Source organism: Curtobacterium sp. 18060, from assembly GCF_902706105.1.
In the GTDB taxonomy this organism is placed as follows: domain Bacteria; phylum Actinomycetota; class Actinomycetes; order Actinomycetales; family Microbacteriaceae; genus Curtobacterium.
The window spans coordinates 19,456-42,057 of the sequence record NZ_CACSJV010000015.1 but is presented as its reverse complement, the minus strand read 5'-3'; the positions used below and the strand labels follow the sequence as shown (position 1 = coordinate 42,057).

General features: G+C 71.1%; 21 protein-coding genes and 1 tRNA gene. 12 read left to right on the top strand and 10 right to left on the bottom strand.

What is annotated here, in order from left to right; translation table 11 throughout:
• Positions 1 to 30: 30 nt before the first annotated feature.
• Both GVL05_RS09420 and GVL05_RS09415 read right to left on the bottom strand, forming a co-directional pair.
• On the bottom strand, positions 31 to 1,614 hold the full coding sequence (locus tag GVL05_RS09420; protein WP_235035924.1) for a phenylacetate--CoA ligase family protein: 1,584 nt from the start codon (positions 1,612 to 1,614) through the stop codon (positions 31 to 33).
• On the bottom strand, positions 1,611 to 2,648 hold the full coding sequence (locus GVL05_RS09415; RefSeq protein WP_159572991.1) for a hypothetical protein: 1,038 nt from the start codon (positions 2,646 to 2,648) through the stop codon (positions 1,611 to 1,613). Before GVL05_RS09415 ends, GVL05_RS09420 begins: the two co-directional genes overlap by 4 nt.
• A gap of 103 nt (positions 2,649 to 2,751) precedes the next feature.
• Here GVL05_RS09415 and GVL05_RS09410 point away from each other — a divergent pair, with 103 nt between their 5' ends.
• From GVL05_RS09410 to GVL05_RS09390, 5 genes are all read left to right on the top strand, one after another.
• On the top strand, positions 2,752 to 3,129 hold the full coding sequence (locus GVL05_RS09410) for a holo-ACP synthase (RefSeq protein WP_131920443.1): 378 nt from the start codon (positions 2,752 to 2,754) through the stop codon (positions 3,127 to 3,129).
• 123 nt (positions 3,130 to 3,252) lie between these two features.
• Entirely contained in the window at positions 3,253 to 3,561 is a 309-nt protein-coding gene (locus GVL05_RS09405; protein ID WP_123292585.1) for an acyl carrier protein, read from the top strand.
• Entirely contained in the window at positions 3,558 to 4,733 is a 1,176-nt protein-coding gene (locus GVL05_RS09400; RefSeq protein ID WP_200849193.1) for an acyl-CoA dehydrogenase family protein, read from the top strand. The genes GVL05_RS09405 and GVL05_RS09400 overlap by 4 nt, the downstream gene beginning before the upstream one ends.
• On the top strand, positions 4,730 to 5,677 hold the full coding sequence (locus tag GVL05_RS09395) for an amino acid--[acyl-carrier-protein] ligase (RefSeq protein ID WP_159572990.1): 948 nt from the start codon (positions 4,730 to 4,732) through the stop codon (positions 5,675 to 5,677). The genes GVL05_RS09400 and GVL05_RS09395 overlap by 4 nt, the downstream gene beginning before the upstream one ends.
• Positions 5,674 to 7,260, top strand: a complete 1,587-nt coding sequence (locus GVL05_RS09390; protein ID WP_159572989.1) for an alpha/beta fold hydrolase — start codon at positions 5,674 to 5,676, stop codon at positions 7,258 to 7,260. The genes GVL05_RS09395 and GVL05_RS09390 overlap by 4 nt, the downstream gene beginning before the upstream one ends.
• A gap of 174 nt (positions 7,261 to 7,434) precedes the next feature.
• Here GVL05_RS09390 and GVL05_RS09385 read toward each other — a convergent pair whose 3' ends face one another.
• Together GVL05_RS09385 and GVL05_RS09380 are read right to left on the bottom strand one after the other, a co-directional pair.
• Entirely contained in the window at positions 7,435 to 8,361 is a 927-nt protein-coding gene (locus GVL05_RS09385) for an alpha/beta fold hydrolase (RefSeq protein WP_159572988.1), read from the bottom strand.
• A 53-nt stretch (positions 8,362 to 8,414) separates the two neighbouring features.
• Positions 8,415 to 8,903 carry a peroxiredoxin gene (locus GVL05_RS09380; RefSeq protein WP_111085695.1) on the bottom strand — a complete coding sequence of 163 codons (489 nt, stop codon included), beginning with the start codon at positions 8,901 to 8,903 and terminating at the stop codon, positions 8,415 to 8,417.
• A gap of 241 nt (positions 8,904 to 9,144) precedes the next feature.
• Here GVL05_RS09380 and aceE point away from each other — a divergent pair, with 241 nt between their 5' ends.
• The 6 genes from aceE (at position 9,145) to GVL05_RS09350 (ending at position 16,881) form a co-directional block, all read left to right on the top strand.
• Complete coding sequence (gene aceE / locus GVL05_RS09375) at positions 9,145 to 11,889, top strand: pyruvate dehydrogenase (acetyl-transferring), homodimeric type (protein WP_159572987.1); 2,745 nt, start codon at positions 9,145 to 9,147, stop codon at positions 11,887 to 11,889.
• Positions 11,890 to 11,926: 37 nt separating this feature from the next.
• Positions 11,927 to 13,141, top strand: a complete 1,215-nt coding sequence (locus GVL05_RS09370) for a CdaR family transcriptional regulator (RefSeq protein ID WP_111085717.1) — start codon at positions 11,927 to 11,929, stop codon at positions 13,139 to 13,141.
• A 78-nt stretch (positions 13,142 to 13,219) separates the two neighbouring features.
• Complete coding sequence (locus GVL05_RS09365) at positions 13,220 to 14,161, top strand: ACP S-malonyltransferase (protein WP_159572986.1); 942 nt, start codon at positions 13,220 to 13,222, stop codon at positions 14,159 to 14,161.
• The gene (locus tag GVL05_RS09360) at positions 14,158 to 15,162 is read left to right on the top strand and encodes a beta-ketoacyl-ACP synthase III (protein ID WP_123938256.1); all 1,005 of its coding nucleotides are present in this window, start codon (positions 14,158 to 14,160) and stop codon (positions 15,160 to 15,162) included. Before GVL05_RS09365 ends, GVL05_RS09360 begins: the two co-directional genes overlap by 4 nt.
• 142 nt (positions 15,163 to 15,304) lie before the next feature.
• Positions 15,305 to 15,553 (top strand): acyl carrier protein, encoded by a 249-nt coding sequence (locus tag GVL05_RS09355; protein WP_017886710.1) that lies wholly within the window; start codon positions 15,305 to 15,307, stop codon positions 15,551 to 15,553.
• An 83-nt stretch (positions 15,554 to 15,636) separates the two neighbouring features.
• Complete coding sequence (locus tag GVL05_RS09350) at positions 15,637 to 16,881, top strand: beta-ketoacyl synthase (RefSeq protein WP_123292578.1); 1,245 nt, start codon at positions 15,637 to 15,639, stop codon at positions 16,879 to 16,881.
• 87 nt (positions 16,882 to 16,968) lie between these two features.
• Here the strand turns inward: GVL05_RS09350 and GVL05_RS09345 are convergent, their stop codons facing one another.
• The 6 genes from GVL05_RS09345 to GVL05_RS09320 form a co-directional block, all read right to left on the bottom strand.
• Complete coding sequence (locus GVL05_RS09345; protein WP_235035923.1) at positions 16,969 to 17,469, bottom strand: DUF3145 domain-containing protein; 501 nt, start codon at positions 17,467 to 17,469, stop codon at positions 16,969 to 16,971.
• A gap of 170 nt (positions 17,470 to 17,639) precedes the next feature.
• A complete protein-coding gene (locus GVL05_RS09340) occupies positions 17,640 to 18,470 on the bottom strand; it encodes a DUF1684 domain-containing protein (RefSeq protein ID WP_159572985.1) in 831 nt (276 codons plus the stop codon).
• Positions 18,467 to 19,591, bottom strand: coding sequence for an AI-2E family transporter (locus tag GVL05_RS09335; RefSeq protein ID WP_185094211.1), 1,125 nt, complete (start codon positions 19,589 to 19,591; stop codon positions 18,467 to 18,469). The genes GVL05_RS09340 and GVL05_RS09335 overlap by 4 nt, the downstream gene beginning before the upstream one ends.
• Before the next feature lie 7 nt (positions 19,592 to 19,598).
• Positions 19,599 to 19,673: transfer RNA gene (locus GVL05_RS09330), tRNA-Ile, on the bottom strand.
• Between the two features lie 10 nt (positions 19,674 to 19,683).
• The gene (locus GVL05_RS09325) at positions 19,684 to 20,895 is read right to left on the bottom strand and encodes a glycosyltransferase (RefSeq protein ID WP_131846208.1); all 1,212 of its coding nucleotides are present in this window, start codon (positions 20,893 to 20,895) and stop codon (positions 19,684 to 19,686) included.
• Positions 20,896 to 21,040: 145 nt separating this feature from the next.
• On the bottom strand, positions 21,041 to 21,952 hold the full coding sequence (locus tag GVL05_RS09320) for a DMT family transporter (RefSeq protein WP_181437562.1): 912 nt from the start codon (positions 21,950 to 21,952) through the stop codon (positions 21,041 to 21,043).
• 39 nt (positions 21,953 to 21,991) lie between these two features.
• Between GVL05_RS09320 and def the strand changes: the two genes are divergently transcribed.
• The gene (gene def, locus GVL05_RS09315; protein ID WP_131920455.1) at positions 21,992 to 22,567 is read left to right on the top strand and encodes a peptide deformylase; all 576 of its coding nucleotides are present in this window, start codon (positions 21,992 to 21,994) and stop codon (positions 22,565 to 22,567) included.
• Positions 22,568 to 22,602: the final 35 nt, after the last annotated feature.

Below are 22,602 nucleotides of genomic sequence, written 5' to 3'. Positions count from 1 at the left end.
CGGAACCTCGCGCGGAACCGCACCGCCCGCTCACGCCTCCTTCGGCGCGACCCACGCCAGGTCGAGCTCCCACTGCTCCACCGAGCCGGCCGGCAACTGCCACACGTACTCGTTCTTGAGCTTCTTGCCGTCCTCGCGGAACGGCCCCGTCCGGTACGGGTAGAACGCCACCGTCGGCAGCGTGCCCGGCGGCGCCGTCCGGATCGCGTTCGAGAAGTCCTTGTTCAGCTGCCGCAGTTCGGCGATGACCGCGGGGCGCGCCGCGTCCGAGTCGAAGGACCCGGCGCCCGCCGCGAGCTGGAACGCGATGTGCAGCTGGCGGTCGCCCCGGTCGTCCTCGTAGCTGATGAGCCGGTGGTTCTCGACGGCCTCGAGCAGCTCCGGGTCGCCGTAGACCACGTCGCGCACGACGTCGGGTGCGACGACCGCGCCGTTGTAGTCGACGGACAGGTCGGACCTGCCGTAGTGGAACAGCAGCGGCAGGTCGAGCTCGGCGGCGTCGGCGAGTTCGTCGAAGCCGTGTGCGCGGAGCGTCTGCCGCAGTGGACGCATCCGCACGACGTGCCCGCGGTCGTGGATGTTGTACCGGATCCGCGGGCTGATGTTCTCGGACCGGGTGATCGTGACGACGAGTTCGCCGAGTTCGTTCGTCTCGATCAGGTACCCGAACGGGTTGAACTGGAACACCATCGGCAGCACGCCGTACTCGGCCTGCTTCGTCAGCGCGGCGGACAGCTCGGGCGACGCCGCGATCGCCCGACGCAGCTGCACGCTGAACGGCGTCTCGATGCCGAGGTTGATCTCGAGGTCGCTCGCCCCGTACGACCCGAGGACGGCCTGCGCGTACTGCTCGATGTGGGCTCGCATGTTCTCGCTGATGCCCTCACCACCGAACGCCGCGACGATCGTGTACTCGCTCCAGTCGAGACGGTCGTCTTCGAACAGCGCCTTCAGGAACGGCGGGTAGCTGCAGATGATGTACGTGAAGTCGGTGCCGAACTCGCGCATCGTCTGCACGATCTTGTCGCGGTCCGGCCCGATCGACTTGATCATCGACGACTCGGTGAGCGACGCCGTCACGTTCATGCCGGTGGCCCACGCCCCGAGCGAGAACGCGTTGAGCACGAACGGCTGCTTCGGCAGGTCCTTCGCGGTGCGCGAGAACCCGAGCTGCAGCAGTTGCCGTGTGGCCTGGCGTTCGTCGGGACCGCGCACCCAGCTGGTCGGCGTGCCGCTCGACCCGCTCGACTCGTCGACGACGACCCCGCGCCGTGGCAGCCGCCCATCGACGCAGCGCTCGGGGATGCTCCACCGCTTGACGTACGACTCCTTGTCCATCTCGGGCAGCCCCGAGATCGCTGCGGCGATCCCGCCACGCGTGTCGAGACGGAACGGACGGGAGGCCCGCCCCGCCTCCGCCAGGAAGGCCCCGTACGCAGGCACCCGCTTCGCAGCCCGCTCCACGGTCCGCCAGGCACGCCAGCGTCCGAGGGTCCAGCGGAGCGGTTCGATGCCCGGCGTGAGCAGGAGCTTGTGGGTGCCGACGCGCGGCATGAAGAGCGCCACGAAGGTCTCGACGACCCACACGACCGTGAAGACCGCCGCGCGCTTCACCGTGCACCCCCGACCGTCATCGCGGCCGCCGGTCTACGGTGTGCCAACGGCGGTGGCGCGCTGTGCCCGAAGCGGAACAGCATCCACGCCATCCGGCCGTCGGACTCGTCGACGCCGGCCTGTTCGACGAAGGCCGCGTGCGACCGCGGGTTCGTGATCACGGTGCCGAACGGGTGCAGGGCGATCCCCCGCGCGGTGAACTCGAGCCAGATCCGCATGAACACCCGGCCGGCCTCGACGTACTCGGCCGGCGTGCGGAACGGCCCTTCGAGCCAGCCGAGCTGCCGGACCCCGCGCATGGTCGACAGGTACACGCGCTTGAAGACCCCGCCGACGCCGGGGGCTTCCCACAGCCCGCGGTGCTCCATCGCGAACCGGAGCACCGGTCCGGGCATGAGCATCGTCTCGGCCGACAGACCGTCGCCGGTCGTCGCGGCCTGCCGCTTCGAGAACCGCAGCCAGTGCAGGATCTCGTCGTGCACGGCGTCGTGCTGCAGGTCGTCGAACAGCGTCTCCTGGTTGACGCGCACGATCTCGTCGACGGTCGGCCGGTCAGACGTGGTGCGGAAGCGCTGCCCGGCTGCCGACGCGATGGCGGACGCGGCCTCGATCGCTGAGTCGTCCACCAGGGTGGCGTCGTAGGGCCTGCGTGAGGTGCGCCGCGCGAGGAAGCGGGCCAGTGCCTCCCGGTCGTCCGCCGTGACCGCCCTCGGACGCAAGGTCACGCTGCCCAAGCGGTGCAGGTGGTCGTCGGCCGCGCCGTCCAGCCGGCCGAAGTCCATCTCGGCGTGGTCCAGCCGCTCCTGCACGGAGAAACCGTGCGCCCGGGCGACGACCTCGAGCCCGGCCAGGAACACCCCCGCGCAGACGTGCCCGAACGGGATGCCGAAGGACTCCGCCGGCAGCCCCCGTCGCAGGTCGTAGAACACGGTCGCGGTGCGGTCGTCCTCGACGCGCACGACGATCGGTTGCGAGTTGTGCGGCGACGGGTAGTGTCGCGCGTCCTCGATGATGCCGGTCCACGGTGATGCCATCGGTTCCCCCTCGGTGGTCTCTGGCACCGATCATACGAACCCCCTCCGACGCCCATGCCGCTGCCGGCATGCGGGGCCACCGAGACGTGCGTAGCCTGCTGCCATGGGCACGATCCGGACCGGTACCGACCTCGCCGCGGTCGAGGACGTCGTGGCGGGCATCTCCGCCCACGGTGAGCGGTACCTGGACCGGCTCTTCACCGTGCGGGAGCGTACCGACGCGGGCGACGACCCGGAGCGTCTGGCGGCACGGTTCGCGGGCAAGGAAGCGGTCGTGAAGCTCCTCCGTCCCGCTCCGGACCAGGCGATCCCGCTGCGCGACGTGGCGATCGTCCTCGACGACCGCGGGGCGCCGACGGTCGAGCTGACCGGGGCCGCCGCCGCGCTGGCCGAGTCGGTCGGGTGCGGCCCGATCGCGGTGTCACTCGCGCACGAGCGGGGGCTGGCCGTGGCGACGGCGGTCGCGCTGTCCGACCGCTGACGGGCGCACCGGCACCCTCCCCCGCGCCACCCTGTACCACCGCACAGGGGCGTCGGACGCCGTGCGGTTTCGCGCACCCGCACGGCGGTTTCCCGAGGCCCGGTCTTCCTTATCGTTGCCGTCATGGACCAGGAACCACAGCTCTCCAGCACGACCGCACCGACGGCGACCACGACCGCGACGCTCGCCGACCCGGCGATCGAGCAGGCCGTCCGCCGCGCTCTCGCCGACCACGGGCGCCTGACCGTGGACGCGCAGGACGTCGCCTCGATCGCCGACCTGTACGCGCTCGGGCTGTCGTCGCACGCCACGGTGAACGTCATGCTCGCCGTCGAGTCCGAGCTCGACGTCGAGTTCCCCGACTCGGTCCTGAACCGGTCCACCTTCGCCACCGTCGAGTCGATCGTGGCCGCTGCGGAGCTCGCCTCGTGACCCTGACCATGGCGGCGACCGCGGTCGTCGACCGGTTCGCCGAGCGTGCCGCCGCCGTCGCCGCGGTCGCCGCGCAGTTCGCGGACGAGGTCGACCGCGACGCCCGTCCGCCGCGCGAGGCCATCGCTGCGATGCGCGAGTACGGTCTGCTCGCCGCTGCCGTCCCCGCCGAGCACGGGGGCGAGGGCGCCTCGGTGTCCGAGCTCTCCGCGATCGCCACCGAGCTCGGGCGTGCCTGTGCCGCCACCGGGATGGTCTTCGCGATGCACCAGGGCCAGGTGATGGCGCTCTGGCGGCACGGCGGCGACGGTGCCGGCGTGCTCGAGACCATCGCCGCGGTCCGCGACGGCGCACTCGTCGCCTCGGCCACGACGGAGCGCGGGGTCGGTGGCGACGCCCGTCGTTCCACGTGCTCGATCGAGGCAACCGACGACGGCCGGATCCGCCTGCGCAAGGACGCGCCGGTGATCTCGTACGCCACCGAGGCCGACGCGGTGTTCGTCACCGCCCGCCGCGACCCGGACGCCCCGGCCTCCGACCAGCGGCTGCTCATCTGCCGGACCGACTCGATGCTGCTGTCGCAGACCTCCACCTGGGACACCATGGGGCTGCGCGGGACCTGCAGCAACGGCTGGATCCTCGACACCGAGACCACCGTCGACCGGGTGTTCCGCGACGACTACGCCGCGATCTCGGCGCAGACGGTCCTGCCGGTGTCGCACGTGCTCTGGGCCTCGGTGTGGCTCGGCATCGCCGCCTCGGCGAGCGAGCGCGCCCGGACCGCCGTCCGCAAGCAGGCTCGCGCCGCGATCGGGACGACCCCGCCCGGAGCACTCCGGCTCGCCGAACTCCTGGTCGACCTGCAGGCCCTCGCCGACTCGGTCCGGCACGCCGCCGAGCGGTTCGACGCCGCGGCCGACGATCCCGAGGTGCTCGCCTCGAGCGCGTACGCCCTCGCCGCGAACGCCCTGAAGATCGGGGCGTCCGAGCGCGTCACCGACATCGTCACGAAGGCGATGCGGATCGTCGGGATCGCGGGCTACGCGGCCTCCGGCCCGATGAGCATCGCCCGACACCTCCGAGACGCCCACGGTGCCGCCGTCATGGTGAGCAACGACCGTCTCCTCAAGAACGACGCCGACCTGGCCCTCATGACGGGAGTGATCCTGTGACCCTCACGGACCCCACCACCACCACCGCTCCGGACCTCGACGCCGCCCGCGCCGCACTCCGTGCCCGCCTGCTCGCCGACCGCGTGCTCATCGACCTCGGCTCCCCCGGGCTGTACGGCCGCACCGGCGTGTTCGAGCGCGTGTACACGGCCGTCGACGCCGCAGCCGAGCACAGCCAGCAGGACCTCGACGCCGAGGTGCTGCGGTTCCCGCCGGTCGAGCCGCTCGCCGCGTTCGAGCGCACCGACTACATCGCGTCGTTCCCGGACCTCGCCGCGTCGATCTCCGGCTTCACCGGCGACGACCGCACGCACCGGGCACTGCTCGCCGCCCGCGAGCGCGGTGAGCGCTGGGAGGGCTTCCTCGAGCCTGCCGACCTCATGCTCACCCCCGCGGTCTGCCACCCGGTGTACGGCCTGGTCGGCGACACGATCCCGCAGGAGGGCCGCTTCTTCGACATCGTCGGCGACTCCTTCCGCCGCGAGCCGTCGCTCGACCCGATGCGCCTGCAGGCCTTCCACATGCACGAGTTCGTGCACATCGGCACGCCGGCGTCGGCCCAGCAGCACCGCGACGGCCGGATCCCGGTGATGCGCGAGTTGCTCGAGTCGTTCGGCCTCGAGATCGACGTCGTCCCCGCCAACGACCCGTTCTTCGGCCGCGTCGGGCAGATGCTCGCCCGCAACCAGGTCGAGCAGGCGCTCAAGTTCGAGTTCGTCACGCCGGTCTACGGTGACGACCACCCGACCACGGCGATCAGCTCGGCGAACCTGCACGAGGACCACTTCGGCACCTCGTTCGGCCTCCGCACCGCCGACGGCGAGGTCGCCCACAGCGCCTGCATCGCCTTCGGCCTGGAGCGCATCACCATCGCCCTGTTCGCCGCCCACGGCACGGACGTCGACGCCTGGCCGGCGTCGGTCCGCGCGGCACTCGAGCTGTGACGACGCTGCACGGATGGTCCGGTTCGCCGGCCGTCCGGGCCGCCGTGCAGCTACCGCCCGCGGCGCGGGCCGGCGTCGTCATCTGCCCGCCGCTGGGACAGGAGGGCGTGATCGCGTACCGCACGCTCCGCCTGCTCGCAGACCGCCTGGAGGCCCGTGGCATCGCCTCGGTGCGCTACGACCCGTCCGGACGTGGTGACGGTGCACCCGACACCGACCCCGACGCGCAGGTCCGGTCCGCACGCCACGCGGCCGCCGTGCTCCGTACGTCGGGAGTGCAGCACGTCGCGTTCGTCGGACTCGCCTCCGCAGCCCTCGTCGCCGCGGCCGCCGCGGAGGACACCGACGCCCTGCTCGTCTGGGACGCCCCGGCGTCCGGTCGGGGCTGGCTCCGTCGGCAACGTGCCCTCGCGACGATCACGATCGGCAGCGAGCGGATCGTGGACGGCGTCGAGAGCCTGATCGGCATCGAGGTCGAACCCGACGAGGCGACGGCGCTCTCCGCCCTCGCCTTCGCGCCGCGCACCGGTCCGACCGTGGCGCTGGTGCGGCCCGAGACCCGCGCGCCGAAGGCCCTCGGACCCGTCGAGACCGTCGAGGTGCCCGGCAGCGCCGAGTTGCTCGACGGCACGAGCATCCACGCCCGGATCCCCGGAGCCGCGGTCGACCGATCCGTCGCCTGGCTGGATGCCTGGGCGCCGACCGCTGCGGCGCAGGTGGTGCCGCCCGTGCTCGACGAGGTCCTGGACGTCGACGGCCGCGTGTCGGAGCGCATCGTCCACCTCGGCCCCGACGCGCTGTTCGCCGTCGAGACCGTGTCGTCCGCCCAGCACCACGACGCCCCGCTCGTCGTCCTGCACAACGGCGCCGCCGAACACCGGGTCGGTGCCACCGACTACCAGGTCGACCTCGCCCGTGCGCTCGCGCGAGACGGCGCCCGCGTCGTCCGGGTCGACCGCCGTGCCACCGGCGAGAGCACCAGCGTGCGCGAGGACGAACGCAGCTTCCTCTTCGCCCAGGAGTGGGTGGAGGACCAGTCCGCCGTCGTCGCCGACCTCGGTACCCCTTCGGACCGCCTGGTGCTCGTCGGCATGTGCGCCGGCGCGTGGCTCGCCGGTCGGTCGGCGGACGAGGCCCCGCGCTTGGTCGTCGAGATCAGCCCGAACGACTACCGCCGGCAGCCGGCGGCCCCCGGCAGCTACGAGGACGCCGTCCGCGCGGTCGACGCTCCCTCGGCACGTCGGCTGTGGGTCCGCCGGCGGTACAACGCCGTCGTGCCGAAGGCCCTGCGCGAGTGGATCGCTCGGCGGGACCGGGTCGGCGGCGTCGTCGAGCACGTCCGACCGCTCGTGGAGCACGGCACCGACGTCGTCGTGATCGCCGCCCCGGACGACGCCGCGCTGTTCGACCGGCTCGGCGGACAGAAGGCCCTGCGCCGCTACGGCGGTGTCGGTCGGCGCGGTTCGGTGTCGATCGTGCGGGTCGAGGACGGCGACCACTCGCTGTTCTCCCCCGTGATGCGTCGCGCCGTGCGCGCCGAGGTGCGTTCCCGCGTCGCGGCGACGTTCCCCGTCCCCGCCTGACCCGTCGACCGGCTCCGGTGCGTGTGCATCGAGCGACGTTCCACGAGCGGATCGACTCGTGGTCTGTCGCAGTGTGCGCACGCATCAGGTGCGTGTGCATGTTCCGACGATCCACCGGTCGATCGAAGCGTGCTTCGTCGGAACATGCGCGCGCAACGACAGCCCGCGCGAGCGTCAGGCGAGTGCAAGCTCCCGCGCCACGGCGTCCGGGTGCTCGACGTGCGCGAAGTGCCCGCAGTCGTCGAGCAGCACCGTGCGGACCTGCGGCACGAGCTCCCGAAGGGCCTCGAGGTCCGAGACGCGCGCGAACACGTCGTCGCGCCCGGCGATCGCGGTGACCGGGCAGGTGATCCCCCGCCAGCGGCCGAGGTCGTAGCCGGCAGCGGTCCGCGCCGCGTCGGTGAACCGGGTCGGCCGGAGTTCCTGGACGAAGGCGTCGAGCACGCTGCGGTCGAGGCGCCGCACGTGCGTGAACACCGGCGCGGCGAGCAGCGGCAGCAGCCCGACGCGGGACAGCGCCCGGAGCATCTGCCGCGCGGCCTCGCCGGTGATCGACAGGCCCGCACGCAGCAGGGTGAACGACGGCAACGTCCGGAGCCCTCGGAGCGGGTGCCGTGCGGCGTCCGCGGTCGCGACGGTCGTGCCGGACACCAGGGCGACCGAGCGCACGCGCCGGGGTGCGACGACCGCCAGGTGCATCCCGACGAAGGCCCCCATCGAGTGCCCGACGACGTCCACCGTCGTGATCCCGAGTGCATCCAGCACCGTGACCAGCGACACGGCGACGTCGTCGAGGTCGAACGGGTGCTCCGGAGCCGGGGACGAACCCCAGCCCGGCAGATCGACGAGCACCAGGCCACGGTCACCGACGCCGTGCGCCGCGGTCAGCAGCGGGGTCCACGTCGACCAGGAGCCCGCGACGCCGTGCAGCAGCAGGAGCGGGTCGGGACCCGGGCGGTGGTGCACCACGACGGGTCCGGCGGGCGTCAGGAGCTCGGTGCGCCGGAGGTGCCACGTGGCGGGCGTGGGCGACACCGGGTAGGGGGCGTAGGCCTCGGTGGTGACCACACGGTCACGTGCGTCTGTGTCGATGGCGTGCACCGGGCCTCCTGTCCGCTGTCGACGCGGATGCGTCGCAGGAGGGATTCGGAACGCTAGCCGACCGGGACGGGTGCGGTGCAGGCGGCGAGGCGGTCGAGCGCGGCCTTGTACTCGGCGACGTCGCGCTGCAGGCCGGGCTCGGTGATGATCGAGGCCTTGATGCGGCCCTGCACGTCGATGACGAAGGTCGCGCGGGTGGCGAAGCCCTTGTGCTCGAGGAAGACGCCGTACTCCTTCGAGACCGCGCCGTGCGGCCAGAAGTCGGCGAGGAGCTCGAAGTCGTAGCCGTTGAGCTCGGCGAAGGAGCGGAGCGTCGCCTTGGAGTCGACCGAGATGCCGATCAGCTCGACGCGCTGGTCCTGGAACATCGCGACGTTGTCCTGCAGGGCGCAGAGCTCGTTCGTGCAGTTCGACGAGAACGCGAGCGGGAAGAAGACGAGTGCGACCGGGCGGTTGCCGCGGAAGTCGCTGAGTCGGACGTGCTCACCGAACTGGTTCGGGAGCTCGAAGTCCGGCGCGAGAGAGCCGATCTCGAGAGCCATCGGGACGTGTGCTTCTTCCTCGGGTGTGGGGTGTACCCGTCGGGTCCGTGCGCACGCGGGTCGCGTGTGCACGATCGGCCATGCTACGCCGACCGCACCCGAATGCAAGCACCCGCCACGTGCACCGCACCATCAGCATCACCGTCGGTGCTGGGGCCTAGAGTGGACGGGGCCCCATCCGGTCGTGACCCGACCACCGGAGCCACCATGTCCACCACCACGAGAACGAACGAGGTCAAGGGTGACGGTGAACGACCAGGACCCGTACAGCACCGGGGCGAACGACCAGGACCCGCAGGAGACCGCCGAATGGCGTGAGTCCCTCGACGGATTGGTCCAGACCCACGGACACCAGCGCGGTCGCGAGATCATGCTGAGCCTGCTCAAGCGGTCCAAGGAACTGCACCTCGGTGTGCCGATGGTCCCGACGACGGACTACGTGAACACCATCGCGCCGGAGAACGAACCCGAGTTCCCCGGCGACGAGGAACTGGAGCGCCGGTACCGCCGGTGGATCCGCTGGAACGCGGCCATCACGGTGCACCGCGCGCAGCGTCCGGGCATCAGCGTCGGCGGCCACATCTCGACGTACGCGTCGAGCGCCGCGCTGTACGAGGTCGGCTACAACCACTTCTTCCGCGCGCAGGACCACGCGTCCGGCGGCGACCAGGTGTTCTTCCAGGGCCACGCCTCCCCCGGGATGTACGCCCGCGCTTACATGGAAGGGCGTCTCGGCGAGGACCAGCTCGACGGGTTCCGTCAGGAGAAGTCCCACGCCGGCGGCGGCCTGTCGTCGTACCCGCACCCGCGGCTCATGCCGCACTTCTGGCAGTTCCCGACCGTGTCGATGGGCATCGGCCCGATCAACGCGATCTACCAGGCGCAGCAGGCCAAGTACCTGACCAACCGCGGCATCAAGGACGCCTCCGACCAGCAGGTCTGGGCGTTCCTCGGCGACGGCGAGATGGACGAGGTCGAGTCGCGCGGACAGCTCCAGGTCGCGGCGAACGACGGCCTCGACAACCTGAACTTCGTGATCAACTGCAACCTGCAGCGACTCGACGGTCCGGTGCGCGGCAACGGCAAGATCATCCAGGAGCTCGAGGCGTTCTTCCGCGGTGCGGGCTGGAACGTCATCAAGGTCGTCTGGGGGCGTGAGTGGGACGACCTGCTCGCCCGCGACACCGAGGGCGCGCTGCTCAACCTGATGAACCAGACGCCGGACGGCGACTACCAGACGTACAAGGCCGAGAACGGCGCGTACGTCCGCGAGAACTTCTTCGGGCGCGACCCGAAGGCGCTCGAGCTCATCGAGGGCTACAGCGACGACCAGGTCTGGAACCTCAAGCGCGGTGGCCACGACTACCGCAAGGTCTACGCCGCGTTCAAGGCCGCGACCGAGCACAAGGGCCAGCCGACGGTCATCCTGGCGAAGACGGTCAAGGGCTACGGCCTCGGCCCGAGCTTCGAGGGCCGCAACGCGACCCACCAGATGAAGAAGCTCACGCTCGACAACCTCAAGCAGTTCCGCGACGAGATGCGCATCCCGATCTCCGATTCGCAGCTGGAGGAGAACCCCTACACGCCGCCGTACTACCACCCGGGCAACGACGACGAGGCGATCCAGTACATGCACGAGCGTCGTCACGCGCTCGGCGGCTACGTGCCGGAGCGTCGCACGAAGTACACCTCGATCACCCTCCCCGAGGACGCGAAGTACCAGGTCGTCAAGAAGGGCTCCGGCAAGCAGGAGATCGCCACCACCATGGCGTTCGCCCGGCTGCTGAAGGACCTGCTGCGCTCCCCGGACTTCGGCAACCGCGTGGTGCCGATCATCCCGGACGAAGCCCGCACGTTCGGCATGGACGCGTACTTCCCGACGGCGAAGATCTACAACCCGAACGGCCAGCACTACACCTCGGTCGACCGCGAGCTGCTCCTGGCGTACAAGGAGAGCCCGCAGGGCCAGATCATCCACGTCGGCATCAACGAGGCCGGGGCCATGGCCGCGTTCACCGCGGTGGGCACCTCGTACTCGACGCAGGGCGAGCCGCTCATCCCGGTCTACGTCTTCTACTCGATGTTCGGGTTCCAGCGCACGGGTGACGCCATCTGGGCCGCCGGCGACCAGATGACCCGTGGCTTCATGATCGGCGCCACCGCCGGTCGCACGACGCTGACGGGCGAGGGGCTGCAGCACGCCGACGGCCACTCGCTGCTCCTCGCGACGACGAACCCGGCCGTGGTGTCGTACGACCCCGCGTACGGGTACGAGATCGGGCACATCGTGCAGGCCGGCCTCGACCGGATGTACGGCACGAACGAGGACGGCTCGCCGAAGCACAGCGACCCGAACGTCATGTACTACCTGACGGTCTACAACGAGCCGATCGTCCAGCCGGCCGAGCCCGAGAGCATCGACGTCGACGGCATCGTCAAGGGCATGTACCTGCTCAAGCCGAGCGAGCACGACGGCCCGAAGGCCCAGCTGCTCGCTTCCGGTGTGGCCGTGCCGTGGATCCTCGAGGCGCAGCAGCTCCTCGCCGAGGACTGGGGCGTCTCCGCCGACGTCTGGAGCGTCACGAGCTGGGGTGAGCTGTACCGCGACGGTCTCGACGCGGAGCAGCACGCGTTCCTCAACCCGAACGAGTCGCCGCGCACGCCGTACGTCACCGAGCGTCTGCTCGCCACCGAAGGGCCGGTCGTCGCCGTCAGCGACTTCATGCACCAGGTGCAGGAGCAGATCCGCCCGTTCGTGCCGACCGACTACGCCACGCTCGGCGCCGACGGCTTCGGCTTCTCGGACACCCGTCCGGCCGCTCGTCGCTTCTTCCACATCGACGGCCCCTCGGTCGTCGTGCGGACGCTGCAGCAGCTCGCCCGCCAGGGCAAGGTCGACGGCGCACTCGTCCAGCAGGCGATCGACAAGTACCGCCTGCACGACGTGACCGCCGGCACCACGGGCAGCGCGGGCGGCGAGAGCTGATCAGCAGGTGACGCCCGTCCAGCCGGACACCGAGGGCCTGTCGAAGGCCCAGAGCCAGGAGAGCGCGCGCGAGCGGGCGCTCTCCTGGCTCCGTCAGGTGTCCGGAGAACTCTCCACCGCCACGATCAAGCGCCTCGAGGACACCCTTCCCTGGTACAGCGAGATGCCGCCGGGGCGCCGCTCCGCCGTGGGCCTCGTCGCCCAGGCGGGCATCACCTCGTTCATCAGCTGGCTCGAAGGCACCGCGTCGACACCGTGGATCGCCGCGGCCGACGTCTTCGGTTCGGCCCCGCGTGAGCTGCTGCGCTCGGTGAGCCTGCAGCAGACCCTGCAGCTCATCCGCGTGGTCGTCACGGTGGTCGAGGAGCGCGCCGCCGACGACGAGATGCTGCAGGAGGCCATCCTCAAGTACTCCCGCGACATCGCCTTCGCGGCGGCCGACGTCTACGCCCGTGCTGCCGAGGCCCGCGGGCTGTGGGACGCCCGGCTCGAGGCACTCGTGGTCGACTCGATCCTGTCGGGCGAGTACGACGACGAGCTGCCGTCCCGCATCGCCGCCCTCGGGTGGCACGGGCACGGCGAGGTCGCGGTGCTCGTCGGCACGGCACCGAAGCAGCTCGAGGTCGACCAGGTCCGCCGCACTGCCCGGCACATGGACGCCGACGTGCTCGTCGGCGTGCAGGGCTCGCGCCTCGTCGTGGTGATCGGGCGCTCGACCCCGCGGGACGACGTGCCCGAGGGCGAGGACCCGGTCTCGTTCACGGCGATCGCGCAGGCGCTCGAGCCGCTGTTCGGCGAGGGCCACCTGGTGCTCGGCAACGAGGTCCCCGGGGTCGTCGACGCCTCGACCAGCGCGAAGGCAGCCCTCGCCGGCTTCGCCGTCGCGCGGGCATGGCGCGGGGTCCCCCGTCCGGCGCTGGCCGACGACCTGCTGCCCGAACGCGCCCTGGCCGGCGACCCTCTCGCCCGGTCCGCCCTGGTGCAGCGCATCTACGTGCCGCTCAAGGACCAGTCCACCGAGCTCCTGCAGACCCTGTGGTGCTACCTGGACACCGGACGCTCGCTCGAGGCCACGGCGCGCGAGCTCTTCGTGCACCCGAACACCGTCCGCTACCGCCTGCGCCGCGTCGCGGACATCATCGGGTGGGACGCCACGCACGCTCGGGACGCCCTGATCGTGCAGTCGGCCCTGATCCTCGGCGCGATGTCCGAATCGGCCACGGGTCGTCGCCGCATCACCCCTCGCCGGTAGGGAACCGACAATGTCACGCGGGGTTTCGTGTGGGAAGCCCACACGGGCCCCGCGGTGCATGAGCGACAGGATTGTCCGGTGATCGTCGTCGTCGCGCCCGGACAGGGCTCCCAGACCCCCGGCTTCCTCGCCCCCTGGCTCGAGGACGCCGCCGTTCGTGAACGTGTCGGGCAGTGGTCCGAGTCGATCGGGGTGGACCTCGCCGCACACGGCACCACGTCGGACGCCGACACCATCAAGGACACCGCGCTCGCGCAGCCCCTCATCGTCGCCGCCGGTCTCGTGACCGCCGACGCGCTGCTGGCCGACGGCCGCCGTGCGCTCGTCGGCGGGGTCGCCGGGCACTCGGTCGGCGAGTTCACCGCCGCTGCGGTCGCCGGGGTCCTCGAGCCGACCGACGCCGTGTCGCTCGTCGCCGAGCGCGGCCGGGCCATGGCGGACGCCGCTGCCCTCGAAGCGACCTCGATGGCCGCCGTGCTCGGTGGCGACGCCGACGCGGTCGCCGCAGCACTGGAGTCCCACGGGCTCGTCCCCGCGAACCACAACGGCGGCGGCCAGACCGTCGTCGCCGGCACGGCCGCCGGCATCGCCGCGCTCGTGGCGGACCCGCCCGCCAAGGCCCGCGTGGTCCCGCTCGCGGTCGCCGGTGCGTTCCACACCCACTTCATGGCGCCCGCGGTCGAGCGCGTGGCCCCGGTCGCCGCGGCCGCCACGGTGCACGACCCGACCCTGCCGATCTGGACCAACGCCGACGGTTCACGGGTCGACGACGGTCGCCGGTTCGTCGACCTGATGGTCCAGCAGATCGCGAGCCCCGTGCACTGGGACGCCGTGATGGAGTCGTTCGCGGCCGCCGGCGTCACCGGCATCATCGAGCTCGCGCCGGCCGGCGCCCTGGTCGGGCTCGCCAAGCGCGGCCTGCGCGGCACGCCGTCCGTCGCCATCAAGACCCCCGAGGACCTGCCCGCAGCGATCGACCTGCTGCAGCGCGCGGACCAGGAAGCAGACGCCACCGCATGACCGAACGTCCCGCACTCTCCCAGCGCCGCGGCCACGAGTTCACCCGCATCCTGGCCTTCGGCGCCGCCCGCGGCGAGAACGTCGTGCCGAACGACGACCTGGTCGGCCCGATCGACTCGTCCGACGAGTGGATCCGCCAGCGCACCGGGATCATCACGCGCAAGCGTGCCGGCAAGGACGTCGAGGCCGTCGACCTCGCCGAGGCCGCCGCGCGCGAGGCGATCGAGAAGGCCGGCCTGTCCCCCGACCAGATCGGTGTCGTGCTGGTCAGCACCGTGACGCACACCGTCGCGACCCCGTCGATGGCGTCGCTGCTCGCCGAGCGGATCGGCGCGACGCCCGCCGCCGCGTACGACATCAGCGCCGCGTGCGCCGGGTACGCCTACGGCATCGCCCAGGCCGACTCGTTCATCAAGTCCGGCCTCGCCGACCACGTCCTGGTCGTCGGTGCCGAGAAGCTCAGCGACGTCGTCGACCCGACCGACCGCTCGATCTCGTTCCTGCTCGGTGACGGTGCCGGCGCGGCCGTCGTCGGCCCGAGCGACTTCCCCGGCATCGCCCCGACCATCTGGGGCTCGGACGGCTCGAAGTGGGACGCCATCGGCATGACGGCGACCTACAACGAGTGGGAGGCCGGCGCGCCCCGCCCGACCATGCGCCAGGCGGGCCAGACGGTCTTCCGCTGGGCCGTGTGGGAGATGGTGAAGGTCGCCCGCGAAGCGCTCGAGACCGCCGGTGTCCGACCGGAGGACCTCGCGGCGTTCGTGCCGCACCAGGCGAACATCCGCATCATCGACGAGTTCGCGAAGCAGCTCGGCCTGCCCGAGTCGGTCACGATCGCCCGTGACATCACCACCACCGGCAACACCTCCGCCGCGAGCATCCCGCTCGCCACCCACCGCCTGCTCGAGGAACACCCCGAGCTGTCCGGCGGGCTCGCCCTGCAGATCGGCTTTGGTGCCGGGCTCGTGTTCGGCGCCCAGGTCGTCGTGCTCCCCTGACTCGCCCACCCGGCGAACCCGAACCCACCCGGCCGCGCATCCCGCGCGACCAGCGACCACCCCGACGAGTCTCCGGGCGCGAGCACGCTGCGTGCCCTAGGCTGGTCCACGGTCAAACGACACCCCCCTCAAGGAGAAACTCATGGCCCTGTCCAACGAAGAAGTCCTCGCCGGCCTGGCCGAGCTGATCAACGACGAGACCGGTATCGCCACCGACACCGTCGCCGCCGACAAGTCCTTCACGGACGACCTCGACATCGACTCCATCTCGATGATGACCATCGTGGTCAACGCCGAGGAGAAGTTCGACGTGAAGATCCCGGACGAAGAGGTCAAGAACCTCAAGACCGTGGGCAACGCGGTCGACTACATCGTCAAGGCCCAGGCCTGACACGAGCTTCCTGAGCGCCGCGGCCAGCGGTCACCGTCGGCCGCGGCGCTCATCTTGTTCCCCAACGAAAGAACCGTCGTTCCATGACCAAGAAGACCGTCGTCGTCACCGGGATCGGTGCGATCTCACCCCTCGCCGCGACTGCCCCGGAAACGTGGGACGCGCTGCTCGCCGGCAAGTCCGGCATCACCCGCATCGAGGACCCGCGCTACGCCGAGCTCGAACTCCCCGTGGAGTTCGCCGGCCAGGCACGTCGGTTCCTCACCGACCAGCTCACCCGCCCCGAGTCGAAGCGCCTGGACCCCTCGTCGCAGCTGTCGCTCGTCGCGGCGCGTGAGGCGTGGGCCGACGCCGGCATCGACGCCGAGTCCGTCGTCCCCGAGCGCCTGATCGTCGACTGGGCGACCGGCATCGGCGGAGTGAACACCCTGCTCGACGCCTGGGACACCCTGCGCGAGAAGGGCCCGCGTCGGGTCCTGCCGATGACGGTCCCGATGCTCATGGCGAACGGTCCGGCCGCTGCCATCGAGATGGAGTTCGGCGCCCGTGGCGGCGCCCGCACCTACCTGTCGGCCTGCGCCTCGTCGACCGAGTCGCTGGCCGAGGCGTACCGCCACGTCGCCGACGGAGACGCCGACATCGTCATCACCGGTGGCGCCGAGGCCGCACTGCACCCGCTGCCCCTGGCGGCGTTCGCGGCGATGCAGGCCCTGTCGCGCCGCAACGACTCCCCCGAGACCGCGTCGCGTCCGTACGACGTCACCCGTGACGGCTTCGTCCTCGGTGACGGCGCCGCGGCGCTCATCCTCGAGTCGAAGGAGCACGCCGAGGCCCGCGGTGCGACCATCTACGCCGAGGTCGCCGGCGCCGGCATCACCTCGGACGCGTTCCACATCACGGCACCGGACCCCGAGGGCAGCGCTGCCGCCCGTGCGGTCCTGCAGGCCCTCGACCACGCCGGAGCCAGCCGCGAGGACGTCGTGCACGTCAACGCGCACGCCACCTCGACCCCGGTCGGCGACGTCGCCGAGTACCACGCCATGCGTCGCGTCTTCGGGGACCACCTCGACGACATCGTCGTGTCGGCGACCAAGGCGTCGACGGGGCACCTCCTCGGTGGCGCCGGTGCGATCGAGGCCGCGTTCACGGTCCTCGCGCTGCACAACCGTGTCGCGCCGCCGACGATCAACCTCAACGACCAGGATCCGGAGATCGTCATGGACGTCGCGCGCGAGCCGCGCGCGCTGCCCGACGGCGACCTCCTCGCGGTGAGCAACTCGTTCGGCTTCGGCGGCCACAACGCCGTGGTCGCGTTCCGCAGCGTCTGATCCGTCACACCCTGCCAGGAGGCCCGTCCCGCGTCGTCGGGGCGGGCTTCCGTCGTTCGGTGGCACCGTCCAGTGCCCGACGACGGGTCAGCCGACGCGGTGCAGCCAGACGACGGGGTTGCCCTCGGCCGCGTGGCGGAAGGGCTCGAGCTCGTCGTCCCAGGCCTGTCCGAGCGCGAGCCGGAGCTCACGGTGGAGTTCGAGCGCGTTGCTGCCCGCGACCTCCATCGCGTACCGGACGCGGTCCTCGGGGATGACCATGTTCCCGGTCACGTCGGTCTGCGCATAGAAGACGCCGAGGTCAGGCGTGTGCATCCAGCGGCCACCGTCGGACTCGGTCGTCGGTTCCTCGGTCACCTCGTAGCGCAGGTGCTCCCAGCCACGCAGCGCGGAGGCGATCGCGGCACCGGCGCCGACCGCGCCGGTCCAGGTGAACTCGGTCCGCCGGGCACCGTCCTGTGCCGGCTGATCGAGCCACGAGAAGTTCACGGCGCGGTTCATCGCGCGACCTGCTGCCCATTCGACGTGCGGGCAGAGCGCGCGGGGTGAGGAGTGCACGTAGAGCACTCCTGTCGTCGTTCCGTTCACGGTTCCTCCGATACGTCAGGTGCGACTTCCCCATCGACCTGGTGCGGAGGATCCGAGCGGCTGCGAGCCACGGAACCATTCGGTATGCGATTGTGATGTCCCGACAGGACACGCCCATTATGCAGCGTTCCGGCTGGGAACGGCAAGGACCCCGCCGAGCGCGGTCCGGTTCAGTGCAGGACGGTGCCCGCAGCGTCGACGGGGTGCCGCTCCCCCGCCGTGATCGGCGCGGGCACGCGGTTCTCGGCCGGCGGGATCGGGCAGGCGAATTGGTACGAGAAGGCGCAGGGCGGCAGCACGAGCAGGTTCCAGTCGAGCTCGACCGGGCCCGCGGTGCCGGGGTCGTCGAGGTACAGGAAGCGGCCCATCGAGTACGTGCTGCCTGGGTCGTCCTCGGCGAGGACGCTCGTGGCGTCCTGCACGATGAGCTGCAGCCGCGGCGCACCCCGGAACGCCGCGGACCGGACCGCGACGAACCGCATGGTCGTGCTGCCGACGGCCGTCTCGATGTGCCCGGCGACCGGCAGGGCGTCGCCGGCGGCGTCGAGGACGCTGCCACGGGCCTCCCGGTCGTCGCCCGCACCGGCGTCCAGCGGGACGTACGTGCCGGAACGCACCCAGTCGTCGGACCGGTCGAACCGGGCGATGCGCGCGAAGCGGTGGATCGGCTCCGCCGCGGGGTCCCAGATGCGCAGCGTCGAGCCGGACACGGTGCCCGCGAAGCCGTCGGGGAACGCGACGGCGGACGGGACCACGGCGGTGTCACCGGGGACGAGTACCGTGCCGTCCACCGGGACGCCGTCCACGACGACACCGTCGGTGGCGGCGGCCGTCACCGCGAGGCCGCCGACCGTCGGTGCCCAGGTGCCGGGGACCGGCCACACCGGCTGCGGGTGGTCGACGTGCTGGGCGTTCACGAGAGCCAAGGGGCCACGGGGACTGCTTGCCCAGCGATCGCGTTCGGCGACGTGGTCGGCGAAGTCGGCGGCGGCGTCCGTCACGCCAGCTCCTGCCGCGGGTAGATGACCTTCTGCACGATGATGATGATCGACGCGGCGACGGGCAGGGCGACCAGGGCACCGAGCACGCCGCCGATCGTGCCACCGGCCACCGCGGCGATGACCACGAGGGCCCCGGGCACCTGCACGGCACGCGACATGATGCGCGGCGAGATGAGGTACGCCTCGACCTGCATGTAGACGAGGTAGTAGATCGCCGCGGCGAGTGCTGTGGCGGGCGACGCGAAGAGGCAGAGCAACGAGATGACGATCGCGGCGCCGAGGGTGCCGACGAGCGGGATGAGCGAGCCGAGGAACGCGAACGAGGCCAGCAGCACGGGCAGCGGCGCACCGATGATGAGCAGGAACACCAGGCTCAGGATGCCGTTGATGAGTGCCTGCGACACCTGGCCGACGACGTACCGACCGACCGCCTGGGTGATCTGCTCACTGACGTCGATGAAGTTCTCGCGGCGGGACGCCGGCACGAACCGGTACGCCGCACGCTTCATGCCCCGCATCGACGCGAGGAAGTAGAGCATCAGGATGAGGACGATGAGCACGCCGGTGAGCCCCGACAGGATGCCGCTGCCGACCGCCAGGATGCCGCCGCCGACGCTGAGCAGGTTGCCCGGGTTCTCGACGAACGACTGCACCGACTCGAGCGCGTGGTCGATGTCGAACGACCCGGCGAACTGCTTCGACAGGTCCTGCACCCACTGCTGCTTCGAGATGTCGTCGACGACCTCGGGGAAGTTCTGGATCAGGTTCGTCGCCTGCTCGACCAGGATCGGGACGACCGCGAAGACGACCCCGGCGAACGCCGCAAGGACCCCGACGACGACGACGGTGATCGCCGCCCACCGCGGGATGAGCCGCTCGAGGAACGAGACGAGCGGGTCGATGCCGAGCGCGAGGAAGAGCGCGACCCCGATGTAGACGAGGACGGTGCTGAGCTCGCCGATGATGGTGCCGGCGAGCAGCGCGACGAGCACACCGATGGCACCCATGAACCCGATGCGGAAGGCGTTGACGCGCACGCCGGTGCCACCACGGTTCACCTGGAACGTGACGTTCGGCGTCGGACCAGCTGCGTCGTGGTCGTCCTCGCGCTTGCGTTTCATCTGCACGTAGGGCGGGCGGGACTTGAACCCGCGAATCGTTCGGTTATGAGCCGACTGCCTTGACCAGCTTGGCTACCGCCCCTCGACGACCGTCAGGCCACCGGTTCCCCACGATACAGCGCCTCGAACGTCGTGAGCGTGCGGTTGATGTCGTGTGCCTCGATCATGGCCGAACTGCGCTCCCGCATGGCCGTGTACTCCGCTTCCGACGCCGTCAACACCGCCTCGAGCTTGGCGGCGAGGTCGTGTTCGTCGCCGGGGGCGAACAGGTACCCGTTGCCGTCGATGAGGTGGGGCAGCGCCATCGAGTCGGCCGCGACGACCGGCAGCCCGGACGCCATGGCCTCGAGCGAGGAGATGCTCTGCAGCTCGGCGGTGGAGGGCATCGCGAACACGGTGCCGTTCGTCAGGGCGGTGCGCTTGACCTCGTCCGAGACGAACCCGAGGAACCGGACGCGGTCCTCGAGCCCGAGCTCCTTCGCCAGGGCGGTCAGCTTCGGGATCATCTCGCCGTCGCCGACGATCGTCAGGGTCGCCGCGAGCGAACCGGGCAGCAGCGCCACGGCCCGGACCAGCACGTCGAGGTTCTTCTCCGGCGCCACGCGGCCGACGAACACGATGTCGTTGTTGACCGGACGGCCCTCGCGCGCCACGTACCGCGACGCGTCGATCCCGCACGAGATCGCGAGCACCCGCTGTCCGGCGATGGCCTTGCGCAGGTAGTCGGCAGCCAGGTTCGTCGGCGTCGTGATGGTGTCGGCGAGCCGGTAGGTCTTCGCGGCGTCGCTCCACGCGATCTTCAGCGCGATGGGCAGCGTCCACTTGCCGAACGGCGTGTACTCGAGCAGGTTCTCGGGCATGAAGTGGTTCGTCGCGATGACCCGGATGCCGCGCGCGTTCGCCTCGGGGACGATCCCGCGACCGATGACGACGTGTGACTGGATGTGCAGGACGTCGGGCTTCACGGCGTCGAGGATCGGGCCGGTCCACTTCTTGACGCTCCACGGCCACACGAAACGGAGCCAGGCGTGCAGCGGCCACTTGTACGACTTCAGGCGGTGCACGACGAGAGTCACGCCCTGGTGCTCCTCGTCGAAGGTGCCGTAGTTGCGGCTCGAGGCCGGGGCGACGACGTGGACCTCGTGCCCGCGCTCGGCCAGGCCGACGGCGAGCTGTTCGGCGAAGGTGGCGGCGCCGTTGACGTCCGGCGGGAAGGTGTCCGCGGCGATCAGGATGCGCAAGGGTCGGTGTCCGCCCGTCGCGCCCGTCGGTTCGGCGGTGGCGGTGGTGACGTCTCCTGACACGGCTGGCGTCGTCCTCTCGTGGGCGATTGCTGGTCGGACTGCCGACGGTACCGCACCCGCATCCGCGGCCGCGTCAGCCGCGCGGAGGACCCCGTGGTACCTCGGGGTGACGGGCGACGGCGCTGCGCCGCCCGCGGCCCCGCGGTCAGGCGCGCGTCTGCGGGTGGTGCTTGGCGAGCAGGAACACCCCGGTGATGGCGATGCCGGCCGCGACCACGAACCCGGCGACCGCACCCCAGGGTGCCCCGGACGCCTCGTCGAGCACCACCACGCCGATCCCGACGGCGACGATCGGGTCGATCACGGTCAGCCCCGCGATGACGAGGTCCGCCGAACCGGCCGAGTACGCGTTCTGCACGAAGTACCCGCCGAGCGACGCCGCGACGACCACCCCGATGATCGCGAGGACCGTCAACCAGTCGAACGTGCCGTTCACGAACCGGTTCAGCACGACCTTGGCGAGCGTCGCGACGAACCCGTAGAGGATGCCCGCGCCGACGATGTAGTAGAGCGCGCTCTTGTGCTTGGCCACGAGTCGGAACGACACCAGCACGAGCACGAGCACCACGGCCAGGATGATCAGGACGGTCACCAGCTGCTGCCGGGTGATCGCGCTCTCGTGCCCGACGAACGCCGCGATGCCGACGAAGATCGCGACACCGATGATGCAGGTCCACACCGCACGCTTCGCCCGACGGCCCAGCGGCACGCCCGACGACCGGGAGGAGAACCACGTGGTGATCACGAGCGCGACCGCCCCGAGCGGCTGCACGACGATCAGCGGCGCGTACGTGATGCTGATGAGCTGCAGCACGACGGCGATGCCGAGCATGAGCGTGCCGAGCACCCAGTAGCCGCTCGAGACCAGCCCGACGACGTGCCGGACGCTCAGCCCCTTCGACTGCCGCCCCAGCCGCGCCTCGACCCGCTGCACACCACGACTCTGGAACTGCGCTCCCAGCGACAGGAACACCGCACCGATGAGCGCGACGGGGATCATGAGGGCCTGGAACGGCGTCAGGTTCACTGCGTCGGGCAGCTGGAGGTCCGTCGTCACGCGTCGAGGCTACCGTCCACCGCCGGATAACCTGGGTGAATGGCCGTTCTCCCGATCCGCATCACCGGCGAACCCGTCCTGCACGAGCGTGCAGCCGAGGTCACCGAGTTCGATGACGACCTCCGTTCCCTCGTCGCCGACATGTTCGAGACCATGGACCTCGCCCCCGGCGTCGGGCTGGCCGGACCCCAGGTCGGCGTCGGCAAGCGCCTGTTCGTGTACTCGTACACCGACGACGACGAAGTACTGCACCGCGCCGCGGCCGTGAACCCGGTCCTCTGGATCAGCCCGCCGGTCCCCGAGTCGGTCGACGAGCTCGACGAGGACGACGAGTCCGAGGGCTGCCTGTCCGTGCCGGGTGAGCGCTTCCCGCTCCGACGCTCCGGCAGCGCGCTGCTCCGGGCGTTCGACGAGCACGGCGAACCGTTCGAGGTCCGGGCCGACGGCTGGCTCGCACGCATCTTCCAGCACGAGTACGACCACCTGGACGGCTGGCTCTACGCCGACCGCCTGGTGCACCCCTACGGCAAGCAGGTCGCCAAGGCCATCCGCAAGAACAGCTGGGGCGGCCCCGGCCAGTCGTGGCTGCCGGGTCGCGACCACCCCGAGGGCTGACGGGCCGGTCCGGCCCGCGCGTCGCCTGCCGTGGA